This is a genomic window from Pseudohoeflea suaedae (genome assembly GCF_004354915.1).
Taxonomy (GTDB): domain Bacteria; phylum Pseudomonadota; class Alphaproteobacteria; order Rhizobiales; family Rhizobiaceae; genus Pseudohoeflea; species Pseudohoeflea suaedae.
Window position 1 is genome coordinate 378,125 of record NZ_SMSI01000001.1, and the last position, 12,351, is coordinate 390,475.

The window sequence follows — 12,351 nt, forward strand, 5'->3', positions numbered from 1 at the left end:
CGTTGTGCTAAAAAGCCCATAACAAGAAGGTCGGTATATGCGTATCAAGGCTCTCATCGCGTTCCTGCTCCTGACCGTCGGCGGCGGCCTGCTCATCGGCTCGGTCTCGACACCCGACCAATGGTACCAGCACCTCGCCAAGCCGGCGTTCAACCCTCCTTCGTGGGTCTTCGCACCGGTATGGACGATCCTGTACGTGATGATAGCCGTGGCCGGCGCGCGGGTCTGGAGCAAGGATCTCGAAACGCCCGTCCGCCTCTGGTTCATCCAGATGATCCTGAACTTCCTCTGGTCTCCGGTCTTCTTCGTCGCCCACAAGCCCGGCTGGGCGATCATCGTCATCGTCCTGATGTTCTGCGCGATCGTCAGTTTCATCGTCTCCAGCTGGAACCGGGACCGCGTGGCGTCGCTCCTGTTCCTGCCTTACGCGGTGTGGGTGGCATTCGCAGCCTATCTCAACATCATGATCCAGCAGCTCAACGGCTGATGACCCGGCCGCGGCCATGCGGCCTTATATTCCCACTTGCGGTTTTGCCCCGCCATTGGCACTTTCGCACGTGCGAAGAGCCGAGGGCGGCTCGGCAGGATTGGAAGACCGAAGCATATGGATCAGCCGCCAAGCACCCGGTTCCGCGAGCGTGTGAGGGAGAGTTTCGCCCGCCAGAACGTCATGCGGACGATCGGCGCCGAACTGACCAATGTCGACTACGGCATGGTCGAGATCGAGATGCCGTATTCCGATGCCCTCACCCAGCAGCACGGCTTTCTCCACGCGGGCATTCTCTCCACCGTGCTCGATTCCGCCTGCGGCTATGCGGCGCTGTCGGTCATGCCTGAGGAATCCGCGGTGCTGACCATCGAATTCAAGATCAACCTTCTCTCGCCCGGTCGCGGTGAACGCTTTCTGTTTCGCGGCGAGGTGACCAAGCCCGGCTCCAACATCATCGTGTCCGACGGGCGAGCCTATGCGATTGGCGACGGTCCGGCCAAGCTCATCGCATCGATGACGGGGACGCTCATGGTGGTGCGTGGAAGGGAAGGGCTCGACGGATGACCTCGCCCGATCACGATCTCGCTGTCGATATCGCCGGCACCCGCGTACTCTTCGTCATGGCGGTGGCGGCTGAATATGGTGACCATCTCAGAAAACGCTTCGATCCTCAGTTCATCGGCGTCGGTCCGGTGGAGGCGGCGATCAATACCACCGCCGCGCTGATCTCCGACCGGCCGGATCTCGTCGTTTCGCTGGGCTCCGCCGGAGCGCGGAGGCTTGAGCAAGGCAGGGTGTACCAGGCGACAAGTGTGTCCTACCGCGACATGGATGCCTCGCCGCTCGGGTTCGAAAAGGGCTGCACGCCCTTTCTCGACCTGCCGGCCGATATCGTGCTGCCCTACCAGATTTCCGGCGTGCCTTCGGCACGTCTCTCCACCGGGGCCAATATCGTGTCGGGAAATGCCTATGACGCGATCGATGCCGACATGGTGGACATGGAAAGTTTCGCGGTCGTTCGCGCCTGCATGGAGCGTGGCGTGCCCGCGATCTGCCTGCGCGGCATCTCCGACGGCGCGGGCGAGCTTCATCACTACGATGACTGGGCGCAGTATCTCCACGTCGTCGACGAGAACCTGGCGGCGGCCATCGACCATCTTCGCGCCGATATCCAGGCGGGCCGCATCGCCTCCTGAACGTTTCCGACCGACAAGGAAAACCCCGCCGAAGCGGGGTTGAATTGACCTCTTGGGTCAAGAGGCGGCGGGGTTCAGGCGGCTTTCTTGTTGAGCCGGTCTTCCGCGAGGCGCGAGAGCTTGTCGTCGGCGCTCTTTTCCTGGTCGATCGTGTCGCGCAGAAGCGGGATCACGTCGTCATGGCCGAGTTCCTTGGCCCAGGTCAGAAGCGTGCCGTAACGCGTGATCTCGTAGTGTTCGACCGCTTGCGCGGCCGCGATCAGGGCGGCATCCAGCGTGGCGCCATCCTTGACCTCGTCCATCAGCTCCTCGGCTTCCTCGACAATGCCCTCGATGGCGGGGCATTCCTCGCCCGACGGCTTCTTGCCGAGAATTTCGAAGACCTTTTCCAGCCGTTCGATCTGCCCGGTCGTTTCCTCGCGATGGTCCTTGAACAATTTGGCCAGCGAGGCGTTGGACGCCTTCTCGATCATTTTCGGCAGGCTTTTGTGAATGTGATTTTCGGCGAAGTAGATGTCCTTGAGCGTGTGCTCGAACAGGTCGTCCAGATTGTTGATAGCCATGTTCTTCTCCCTCCGGGGGTTGCGGTTGCAGGGGTCCGTTCCCACGCCCCTAGAACGTGCGTCACCGTCCCTTGTTCCGAGCCGCCGCTGCCTTTTGTGTGTTATGCTGCAACGCGGGAATTGAATCCTTCCTCACATTGGCGTAAGCGCTGTCCATGACTGATACGTTCGAACTCTCTCATCCCGAATTCGTCCTCATCATCGACTTCGGAAGTCAGGTCACCCAGCTGATCGCCCGTCGTCTGCGTGAGCTGAACGTCTACTGCGAGATCCATCCCTTCAACAACGTCACCGAGGACTATCTCGACCAGGCGCGTCCAAAGGCCGTGATCCTGTCGGGCGGACCTGCCTCGGTGTTCGCGGAGGGCGCGCCGCTGCCGCCGAAGAAGGTGTTCGAACTCGGTGTTCCGGTTCTCGGCATCTGCTACGGCCAGCAGGCAATGATGTACCAGCTCGGCGGCAAGGTGGAGAGCGGGCACATGACGGCTGAGTTCGGCCGTGCCTTCGTCACGCCGAAAAACGACAGGCTCGATCTTCTCGAGGGCTGGTTTGAGACCGATCGCGAACAGGTCTGGATGAGCCATGGCGACCATGTCAGCGAGATCGCGCCGGGCTTCGAGGTCTACGGCACCTCGCCCAACGCGCCCTTTGCGGTTACCGCGGATGTCTCGCGCCATTTCTACGCGGTGCAGTTCCATCCGGAAGTCCACCACACGCCGAACGGCAGGAAGCTCTACGAGAACTTCGTCAAGATCGCCGGCTGCAAGCGCGACTGGACCATGGGCGCCTATCGCGAGGAAGCGATCGCCAAGATCCGCGAGCAGGTCGGCGACAAGAAGGTCATCTGCGGCCTGTCGGGCGGCGTGGATTCCTCGGTTGCGGCCGTCCTTCTCCACGAAGCGATCGGCGATCAGCTGACCTGCGTCTTCGTCGATCACGGCCTTCTGCGCCTCAACGAGGCGGAGGAAGTGGTCACAATGTTCCGCGACCACTACAACATGCAGCTCATTCATGCCGAGGAGCAGGATCTGTTCCTGGGCGAGCTGGAAGGCGTTTCCGACCCGGAAACCAAGCGCAAGATCATCGGCAAGCTCTTCATCGATGTCTTCCAGCGTTATGCCGGCGAGATCGAAGGCGCGGAATTTCTCGCCCAGGGCACGCTCTATCCCGACGTGATCGAAAGCGTCTCCTTCTCGGGCGGCCCCTCGGTCACCATCAAGTCCCACCACAATGTCGGCGGCCTTCCCGAAAAGATGGGCCTCAAGCTCGTCGAGCCGCTGCGCGAACTCTTCAAGGACGAGGTCCGCGAACTCGGCCGCGAGCTCGGCCTGCCCGAACACTTCATCGGACGGCATCCCTTCCCCGGACCGGGCCTTGCCATACGCTGCCCGGGCGAGATCACCCGCGAGAAGCTCGACATCCTCAGGAAGGCCGACGCGGTCTTCATCGACCAGATCCGCAGGCACGGCCTCTATGACGCCATCTGGCAGGCCTTCGTGGCGATCCTTCCGGTCCGCACGGTCGGCGTGATGGGCGATGGCCGCACCTACGACTATGCCTGCGCGCTGCGCGCGGTGACCTCGGTCGACGGCATGACGGCGGACTATTATCCCTTCAGCCACGACTTCCTCGGCGAGACCGCGACCCGGATCATCAACGAGGTCAAGGGCATCAACCGCTGCACCTACGACATCACCTCCAAGCCGCCCGGCACCATCGAGTGGGAATGAGGTGACGGGCAAAGTACCGAATCGGGCCGGCGCGGTTAAACCACGCCGGCCTTTTGTTTGAAGCAAGTGTCTTCATGGCGGCACCCGGTTTCACGCAGCCGGCTTTCCTGCAGCGGAAAAGGGGCCGGAGCGACGGGCCAGACGACAAGACCCAGAGTGGCGAGTGGATATGACGCTGCGTGGCTGAAAGGCCGCATCTCTGTTTTCTCTCGTGTTCCGTAGGGAGATCCCGCTCCGGATAACGCCGGAAACACGGTCGCTTGCCCTCTTCGATATCTCCTCCGGCGCCAGTGCGCCCGCGTCGCGCGTCACGGATGACTGGCGAAGGCAGGTGGAGCCGGTGAGTGGCGCTTATGTTGGTCGGACAGGGCCGTGGCGCTTATCAGCATATCATTGTGGATTTTCTGGTAATTACCAGATTGACACGCGGCCAATTCTCCGTTTAAGTTTTTCTCGGCGCTTTGGAGGAGTGTCGCCGAAAAGATTCAGTTTTTTGCCTAAAGCGAAATGTATACCGTGAAGCGCTCGCGTTTTTCCGGCGCATATACGCATGGCTGAAACGTATAATTTCCTGCCTTTCGAGGAAAGCGGGAGGGTAATACGTGAAAAAAATAAATTGAATTATTCGGGTTTTCATCAACCGGAGGAGTAAAGATGAAAATCAACCGATCGTTCTTTGCCACATTGGTGGCGTCCGCTGTACTGCTCGCAACCCCGCATGCAGCTTTCGCGCAGGAAGGGGTGCCCGCCACGATTTCCGCTTCGGCGACAGATGAGGTTCCGGCGAAATTCGCCGAGAAGAACGTCCGCATCGCCGTCGTGCGCCAGCTCAATACCGGCGACGTCTACCAGAACTGGATCGCCGGCATCGAGTCTGAGGCCGATCGCCTGGGCATCAAGCTCGACGTCTACAATGCCGACGGCGAAAACGCCAAGCAGGCGCTGTTTCTTCAGCAGGCGGTCGCGACCAAGCCCGACGCCATCATCGTCGGCTGGGGTTTCGTCGACAGTCTGGCCCCCGGCCTGGAAGCTGCCAAGGCCGCAAATATTCCCGTCATCACCTTCGACGTGGGCGCTCAGCCCTCCGACGACTTCGTGACCATCGATCAGGGCGACAAGCCCATGATGGCCGGCATCCTCGAAAAGCTGAAGGAAGATCTCGGCGGCGGCGATATCAAGGGCGATGTCATCTACGTCTACGTTCCCGGTTATCAGGCGCTCGATCGTCGCGATACCGTCTGGCGCGAGTTCATTGCCGAGAACCCGGGACTGAACTTGGTCGCGCAGATCGGTGTGGTCAACTCCAACACCGCGGCCCAGACCGCCGACCAGGCGCGCGCCGCCATGACGGCCAATCCGGATGTGGTCGCCATCGTCGCGCCATATGATGAATTCGCCAAGGGTGCTTCGCTCGCGGTGGGCGAACTCGGACGCCAGTCCAAGACCAAGGTCTACGGAATGGACATTTCGACCGCCGACATCGCCGTGATGGTCGGCGAGAACAGCCCCTGGGTGGTGACAGCCACCACGGACATGGTCAATGTCGGCGCGGTCATCCTTCGCACGACCGCGGCCAAGATTGCCGGCCAGCTCGAGGGCAACACGCTCAGCATCACGCCGGCGGTCATCACGCAGGCCGAGTTGCGCGATGCCAAGGTCCAGAATGTCGAGGAGCTGCGCAAGGCGTTCTCGGCGCTGACCACTCCCGAGGTCTCCCGCGCCCCGTGGATGGATGCGGTCGAATGACGGACATGACCGCTCCGGCCGACAGCCTTCCGCTGGTCCGGTTTGAAGCGATCACCAAACATTTCGGAGGGACAGTCGCGCTCGCGGGTGTCACCTTCGAGGTGAGGCATGGTGAGACGCTGGGTCTGCTCGGCTCCAACGGAGCCGGCAAATCGACCCTCATCAAGATCCTCTCCGGCATGCAGCCGCAGACCGGGGGAGACATCCTGATCGAAGGCGTCCCCCAGACGCTCGACAGCCCGGTCGATGCCCGCGACTGCGGTATCGTCACGGTCCACCAGAACATCGACGACGGCGTGGTCTTCGGAATGACGGTTGCCGAAAACCTCGTGCTCGACAACCTGTCGGTCGCCGGTGGCAATCCGTGGATGCCCTACGGGCGTGTCCGACGGCAGGCGGCGGCAATTCTCGAGGAACTGGATTTCGACCTGCCGCTCGATGTCCCCGTCGAGCAGTTGAGCGCAAGCGGACGGCAGGAGGTCTCGATCGCCAGGGCCCTGGTGAAGAAGCCGAAGCTTCTCATTCTCGATGAACCGACATCCACTTTGTCAGCGCGTGAATCCGAGCGGTTGTTCGAGCGTGTCGCCGCCATGCAGGCGCGCGGCATTGCCATCCTCTACGTCTCGCACCGGATGAGCGACATCCAGCGTCTCTGCCATCGGGCCGTCGTCCTGCGCAACGGCCAGGTCGTGTCGAACCATGACGCGCCGCTGGATGCGCGTGCGATCACCGTGTCCATTCTGGGCGAGATCGCTCTTGCCCCGGCCTTCGAATCGCGGACAGGACGGGAGACCGTTCTCAGTGGCGAGGGCTTGCGCGTTTCCCGTCACGGTCCGGCCTTCGACGTGTCGTTCCGGCGCGGCGAGATCGTCGGGCTCACGGGACTGGTCGGCGCCGGCAAGACCGAGCTTCTGGAGCAGTTCTACGGCGCCCGCCCGCTCGTCTCCGGAAAACTGGAGCTTCTCGGCCAGCCGTTCGAGCCCCGCGACCAGCCCGACGCGCTTGCGCACGGGATCGCCATGGTTCCCGAGGAGCGGGCCGCCCAGTCCATTTTCCCCGGCGAGCAGCTGACGACCCACGCCAGCATCGGGCGCCTGGACCGGTTCTCTACCGCCGGCATCATGCAGCGAAGCGAGGAAGTCGCCTTCGCCAGGAAGGTGATATCGGATTTTCATGTCCGCTGTCCGGGCCACGAGGCGCCGATCGAGGCTCTCTCGGGCGGAAACCAGCAGAAGCTCCTCGTCGGCCGCTGGCTCGCCGATGAGCGCGAGGTCATGATCCTCGATGAACCGTTCCGCGGGATCGACATCGGCGCCCGCTCCGTGATCGCCAAGGCGCTGCGCGCCTACAGCGAGAACACTGCGGTCATCGTCTGCAGTTCGGATCCCGAAGAGGTCATAGAAGTCGCCGACAGGGTCCTCGTCATGCGTGACGGCGAAATCGTCTGCGACATCGCATCGTCGGAGATTTCCGCCGAACAGCTTGCCGACATCATGAGCGCCGCACCCCCATCGCAGGCGCATCCCACCACTATGGAGACAAACAGTGTCCACTGATATCCAATCCTCGCCCGCCGAAAGGGCAACGCCTTACAGCAAGGACGCTATCACCCATTTCATCTACCGCTATGGCCTCCTGGTGGTTCTTGCCCTGATGATCGTGGTGTTCTCGATCGCCCATCCCTTCTTCGGCACGTTTGCCAATGCGATGTTCATCCTCCAGGCCTCGGCGATCGTCGCGGTGGTCGGGCTCGGCTGCACCATCTCCATGACAGTGGGTGGTTTCGATCTCGCAGTCGGGGCGACAATGAGCCTCGTCGTCATGGTCGCTGCCGGCGCGATGGTGATATACGGGTTCAGCGGCCCGGTCGCGATCCTGCTCGGTTTGGCGGCAGGCCTGCTCGCCGGCCTGCTCAATGCGATGCTGATCGTCTATGCCCGCATTCCGGACCTCGTCGCCACGCTTGCGGCGCAGTTTCTGGTCAGCGGCACCACGCTGCTCGCCGTCAACGGCCAGTCCATTTCGGAGGGCATGTCTCTCGGCACCACCTCGGCGACCGGCACCTTTGCCCCGATCTTCAAGTGGCTCGGCTCCGGCTACGTCTTCGGCGTCCATTCGTCCGTCATTGTCGCCGGGCTCGTGTTCCTTGCCGTCTTCGCGCTGCTCAACCTGACGAAATGGGGGCGCATCTTCTATGCGATCGGCGGCAATCCGGTTGCAGCGGCGGCGGTCGGGATTCCGGTCCGGCGCTATCGCATCATCGCCTACCTGTTGTCGGGTCTTCTGTCGGCGGTGGCCGGCCTGCTGCTTGTCGCCCGTTCCAATCGCGGGGACGTGTCGGTGGGCGACGCCTACCTCCTGCAGGCGGTGTCTGCCGCGCTGGTCGGCTATGCGGTCCTCGGCGCCAACCGGGCAAACGCCTTCGGCACGCTGATCGGCGCCGTCTTCGTCGCGACGCTCATCAACGGTCTGACCATGTTCAATTTCCCCTACTACGCCCAGACCTTCGTCCAGGGCCTGTTGCTCGGCGTGGCCCTCCTGATGAGCTACACGCTCGGCCCGAAGAGCAAGCGATGAGACGGGGTCACTCGATTTCAGCCAATCCAATCACATGCGGAGAAATGTAAAATGTCGAATTCCAAAGTCGTTGCGATGGGTAACGATCACGTCGCCCACGATCTCAAGTTCATCCTGAAGGCGGACCTGGAAGAGATGGGCTACACCGTCATCAATTTCGGCTGCGACAGCAGCGATGCGGTCGACTATCCCGATTATGCCCGCAAGGTTGCCAAGGCGATCATCGACGGCGAGGCGGCGTGGGGCGTGCTGGTCTGCGGCAGCGGTCTCGGCATCAGCATCGCGGCCAACCGCTATAAGGAGATCCGGGCGACGCCGGTCCATGATTCGCTCGGGGCACGGCTCGCGCGCGAACACAACAACGCGAACGTCCTGTGCCTCGGCGCGCAGACGACCGGCACCTGGGTGGCACGCGATTGCCTCAAGGCGTTTTTCGCGACCGATTTCATCGCCGACGTCCACGGTTTTCGCGTGGACATGCTCAAGTCGATGTAGGCAACACATTTCGGCGTCAACCCAACCGAAAAGCGAAAGAGGCGGGCCGTCTGGTCCGCCTCTTTCCGTTGGTTCGGGCGGGACGAGAATTACAGGATCACTTCGCCTGAATCCATGCCGTCCCAGTAATGGATGCGCTTGGCGTTGACGTGGATCATGACCAGGCCGGGCGTGTCCACGCCTTCCTCGAACCAGCGGTCCAGCGCCTTGTGCCAATGGGCTGCGAATTGCGCCTTGTCGCGGATCAGCCTGGCCTTGCCCTCCATGGCGATGAAGATCGGCGGCGCGCCGAGAATGCCCGGGGTACCGGTATAGGTCAGGCCCACATTGTCATCTTCCTCGATGTCGGAGACGGTCGTCGTCGATGCATCGGTGAAGAAGTAGCTGTCGCCGTCATATTCGACCTCGCCATTATTGCTCATCGGCCGGCTGCCGAGCGCTCCACCCTTCGTCCTGGTGGTCAGCATGCCGAAGTCGATCTTGCGCATGTGCTTGGCGAGGTCTTGCAGTGTGAGGTCGGCCATTCTTGTCTCTCCGTTTTTATCAAGCTGAACCTTGTGTCAGGTCCGCTCAACGGAGAGCCGCGGCCAATGGTTGCGCGACGGGTCGAAAAACCCTTCGGGATTCTTGCCCGCTGCCTGTATGAAGCGAGAGTGAGTTGTATGAGATGGAGGGAGACAATCATCATGACACAGACACAGGAAACGATCGGCTTCATCGGGCTGGGCCTCATGGGGCACGGCATGGCCAAGAACATCGTCGAAGCCGGCTATCAGCTGACAGTCATGGGTCACCGCAACCGCAAGCCGATCGAGGACGTCGTCGCGCGCGGCGCCACGGAAGTGAAATCGGCGAAGGAGATCGCCGCGGCCTCGTCGATCATCTTTCTTTGCGTTACCGGTTCGCGCCAGGTGGAGGAGATCATTCGCGGCGAGAACGGCCTGAAGGCCGGCCTGAAAAAGGGGGCGGTGATCGTCGACTGCTCGACCGCCGAGCCCAATTCCACCCTCGCGCTTGCCGCGGAACTCGAGGAGATGGGCGTCGACTATGTCGATGCGCCGCTCGGACGTACGCCGAAGGAAGCCTGGGAAGGCGCGCTCGACACGATGGTGGGCGCAAGGGATGACGTACTCGAGCGCATTCGCCCGGTTCTCGACACCTGGGCCGGCAAGATCGTCCACATCGGCGGCGTGGGGGACGGCCACAAGATGAAGCTCCTGAACAACTTCCTCTCGCTCGGCTACGGCGCGCTTTACGCCGAGGCGCTGACGCTGGCGCAGAAGGTAGGCATCTCGCCCCAGCGTTTCGACAGCGTCATCCGCGGCAGCCGGATGGATTGCGGTTTCTACCAGACCTTCATGGGCTACACGCTCGAGGGCAACCGCGAGGCGCACAAGTTCACGCTCACCAATGCCCGCAAGGACATGACCTATCTCGAATCCATGGCCGACGCGGCTGGCGTGGCAAATCCCATCGGCAACGCCGTGAAGAATGCCTTCGCCATGGCGGTGTCGACCGGTGGCGACGGTGCGGAAGACTATATCCCGCACCTCCCGGTCTTCGTCGGCAAGCTCAGCGGCGCCGACATGACCCCGAAGAAGTCCTGAGCCTTATCCTCCGGGTTCAAAAATCGGGCCGGCGCCTCTCGCGAGGTTGCCGGCCTTGCCGTTTCCTTTTCAGGAAGCCCCCTTTGCTTCCAGCGCCCATCAGCCACAGACGCCCACGCCGTCGGTGGCTGATGGGCTGAAATGCAGAAAATTACCAGATATGTATAAGGGATCGCGGATCCGCCGCCGGTGTCCGGATCGGCGGTAAGACGCGGCGTCCCTGGTCTGCCGGGCGCGCTCCGGCTTGACGCCGAGGTTGCGAACATGCGGAAGTCCTATCCATGACGATATTCGACGAATCGCCCTCCAACGCAGCTGAGTTCACGGTCACCGAACTTTCCGGCGCCCTCCGCCGCACGGTGGAGGATGCCTTTGGCCACGTCCGCGTGCGCGGCGAAGTCGGGCGCCTGAGCCGCCCGGGCTCCGGCCACCTCTATTTCGATCTCAAGGATGACAAGTCGGTTCTCTCGGCGGTGGCATGGAAGGGCGTCGTGTCGAGCTGGCAATTTCATCCCGAACAAGGGCTTGAAGTGATTGCCACCGGCAAGCTCACCACCTTCCCGGGCCAGTCGCGCTACCAGATCGTCGTCGAGAAGATGGAGCCTGCCGGTGCCGGCGCTTTGATGGCGCTGCTCGAGGAGCGCCGCAAGAAGCTTGCCGGCGAGGGCCTGTTCGACGAGGGGCGCAAGCAGCTTCTGCCCTATATGCCGCGCGTCATCGGCGTGGTGACATCGCCCACCGGAGCGGTCATCAGGGATATTCTCCACCGTATTTCCGATCGCTTCCCGCTCCATGTCGTCGTCTGGCCGGTGCGGGTTCAGGGGGAAAGCTGCGGTGTGGAAGTCGCCGGCGCGATCAACGGGTTCAATGCCTTGCCGGAAGGCGGCCCGATCCCGCGGCCGGATCTCATCATCGTCGCCCGCGGCGGCGGCAGTCTGGAGGATCTCTGGGGGTTCAACGACGAGATCGTCGTCCGCGCCGCTGCGGCTTCCGATATTCCGCTCGTTTCCGCCGTTGGTCACGAAACCGACTGGACGCTGATCGACCACGCGGCCGACCGCCGCGCGCCGACGCCCACGGGTGCGGCGGAAATGGCGGTTCCGGTGAAGGCCGAACTCGAGGCCATGCTCGCCAATCTCTCGGCTCGTCTCAAGGGCGCCGAAACACGTCTCCTCGACCGCAAGAAGGACGGTCTGAGAGCCCTGTCGCGTGCCTTGCCGACGCTCGACAGCCTGCTTGCCATGCCGCGCCAGCGCCTCGACAGGTCCGGCGATCTTCTCGGCAAGGCACTCGCGCACAATACTTCCAATTGCCGCCGCCGCTACGAACGACAGGCAAGCCGGATCAGCCCGCTTACCTTGATTTCGGCCATTCGCGAGAAGCGCCTCGGGCTCAACGACCGGATCGGCCGCTGCCGCAATGCCGCTGACCGCGCCCAGGAGCGCCGCCGCAACCGCCTGGAACGGCCATCGGCCCTGCTGGCAGGTCTGCCGCGCCGTCTCGAAACCGGGATCGAGCGCGAAACGCGCCGCCTTTCCGATCAGGGCCGCCGCGCCGACGCCGCGATTGCCAGGCTTCTCAACGATCGCCGCAGGGCGGTGTCGCAGCAGACCCGCATGCTGGCTTCGTTGTCGCACAAGAACGTACTGGCCCGAGGTTTCGCCCTGGTGCGCGACGATGCCGGCGAACTCGTCTCGAGCGCCGCGTCGCTGTCCGCCGGGCAGGCGGTGAATATCGAATTCCAGGACGGAAACATCTCCGCTGTCGCCGCCGGATCGGCCGGCAAGGCTCGGCCCGCTCCGAAGAAGCCGGCCCGCGAAAAGCCTGCCTCGGATGGGGAGGCGCAAGCCAGGCCCGTCCGTCAGGGTTCGCTCTTCGACTAGGGCGCGAGCGGTTTCGCAATGCCGCTCGTCCGGACGGTTCGGCCGTGCCTTGATTCCGGTCAAG

The 12,351-nt window shown here is 62.7% G+C and carries 12 protein-coding genes; 10 read left to right on the forward strand and 2 right to left on the reverse strand.

All coding sequences use genetic code 11. The annotated features are described in order from the left end of the window. Positions 1 to 37 precede the first annotated feature (37 nt). The 3 genes from E2A64_RS01775 (at position 38) to E2A64_RS01785 (ending at position 1,686) form a co-directional block, all read left to right on the forward strand. Positions 38 to 487: a TspO/MBR family protein gene (locus E2A64_RS01775; protein ID WP_133282728.1), complete on the forward strand. Its 450-nt coding sequence runs from the start codon at positions 38 to 40 to the stop codon at positions 485 to 487. A gap of 117 nt (positions 488 to 604) precedes the next feature. Next, complete coding sequence (locus tag E2A64_RS01780; protein WP_133282729.1) at positions 605 to 1,054, forward strand: PaaI family thioesterase; 450 nt, start codon at positions 605 to 607, stop codon at positions 1,052 to 1,054. Then, positions 1,051 to 1,686, forward strand: a complete 636-nt coding sequence (locus E2A64_RS01785; protein WP_133282730.1) for a 5'-methylthioadenosine/S-adenosylhomocysteine nucleosidase — start codon at positions 1,051 to 1,053, stop codon at positions 1,684 to 1,686. Before E2A64_RS01780 ends, E2A64_RS01785 begins: the two co-directional genes overlap by 4 nt. A 74-nt stretch (positions 1,687 to 1,760) precedes the next feature. Here the strand turns inward: E2A64_RS01785 and E2A64_RS01790 are convergent, their stop codons facing one another. Beyond that, positions 1,761 to 2,249, reverse strand: coding sequence for a YciE/YciF ferroxidase family protein (locus tag E2A64_RS01790; RefSeq protein ID WP_133282731.1), 489 nt, complete (start codon positions 2,247 to 2,249; stop codon positions 1,761 to 1,763). Between the two features lie 155 nt (positions 2,250 to 2,404). Here E2A64_RS01790 and guaA point away from each other — a divergent pair, with 155 nt between their 5' ends. From guaA to rpiB, 5 genes are all read left to right on the forward strand, one after another. Continuing rightward, positions 2,405 to 3,979, forward strand: coding sequence for a glutamine-hydrolyzing GMP synthase (guaA, locus tag E2A64_RS01795; RefSeq protein ID WP_133282732.1), 1,575 nt, complete (start codon positions 2,405 to 2,407; stop codon positions 3,977 to 3,979). 654 nt (positions 3,980 to 4,633) lie between these two features. Beyond that, positions 4,634 to 5,725, forward strand: a complete 1,092-nt coding sequence (locus E2A64_RS01800; RefSeq protein ID WP_133282733.1) for a substrate-binding domain-containing protein — start codon at positions 4,634 to 4,636, stop codon at positions 5,723 to 5,725. Further along, on the forward strand, positions 5,722 to 7,281 hold the full coding sequence (locus E2A64_RS01805) for a sugar ABC transporter ATP-binding protein (RefSeq protein WP_133282734.1): 1,560 nt from the start codon (positions 5,722 to 5,724) through the stop codon (positions 7,279 to 7,281). Before E2A64_RS01800 ends, E2A64_RS01805 begins: the two co-directional genes overlap by 4 nt. Further along, the gene (locus E2A64_RS01810; protein ID WP_133282735.1) at positions 7,271 to 8,302 is read left to right on the forward strand and encodes an ABC transporter permease; all 1,032 of its coding nucleotides are present in this window, start codon (positions 7,271 to 7,273) and stop codon (positions 8,300 to 8,302) included. Before E2A64_RS01805 ends, E2A64_RS01810 begins: the two co-directional genes overlap by 11 nt. A gap of 51 nt (positions 8,303 to 8,353) precedes the next feature. After that, positions 8,354 to 8,797: a ribose 5-phosphate isomerase B gene (gene rpiB, locus E2A64_RS01815; protein ID WP_133282736.1), complete on the forward strand. Its 444-nt coding sequence runs from the start codon at positions 8,354 to 8,356 to the stop codon at positions 8,795 to 8,797. Between the two features lie 89 nt (positions 8,798 to 8,886). Here the strand turns inward: rpiB and E2A64_RS01820 are convergent, their stop codons facing one another. Continuing rightward, the gene (locus E2A64_RS01820) at positions 8,887 to 9,321 is read right to left on the reverse strand and encodes a pyridoxamine 5'-phosphate oxidase family protein (protein WP_133282737.1); all 435 of its coding nucleotides are present in this window, start codon (positions 9,319 to 9,321) and stop codon (positions 8,887 to 8,889) included. A gap of 66 nt (positions 9,322 to 9,387) precedes the next feature. Between E2A64_RS01820 and E2A64_RS01825 the strand changes: the two genes are divergently transcribed. Both E2A64_RS01825 and xseA read left to right on the forward strand, forming a co-directional pair. After that, on the forward strand, positions 9,388 to 10,404 hold the full coding sequence (locus tag E2A64_RS01825; protein ID WP_133282738.1) for an NAD(P)-dependent oxidoreductase: 1,017 nt from the start codon (positions 9,388 to 9,390) through the stop codon (positions 10,402 to 10,404). A 281-nt stretch (positions 10,405 to 10,685) separates the two neighbouring features. Continuing rightward, the gene (gene xseA / locus E2A64_RS01830) at positions 10,686 to 12,287 is read left to right on the forward strand and encodes an exodeoxyribonuclease VII large subunit (protein WP_133282739.1); all 1,602 of its coding nucleotides are present in this window, start codon (positions 10,686 to 10,688) and stop codon (positions 12,285 to 12,287) included. The last annotated feature ends 64 nt before the right edge of the window (positions 12,288 to 12,351 follow it).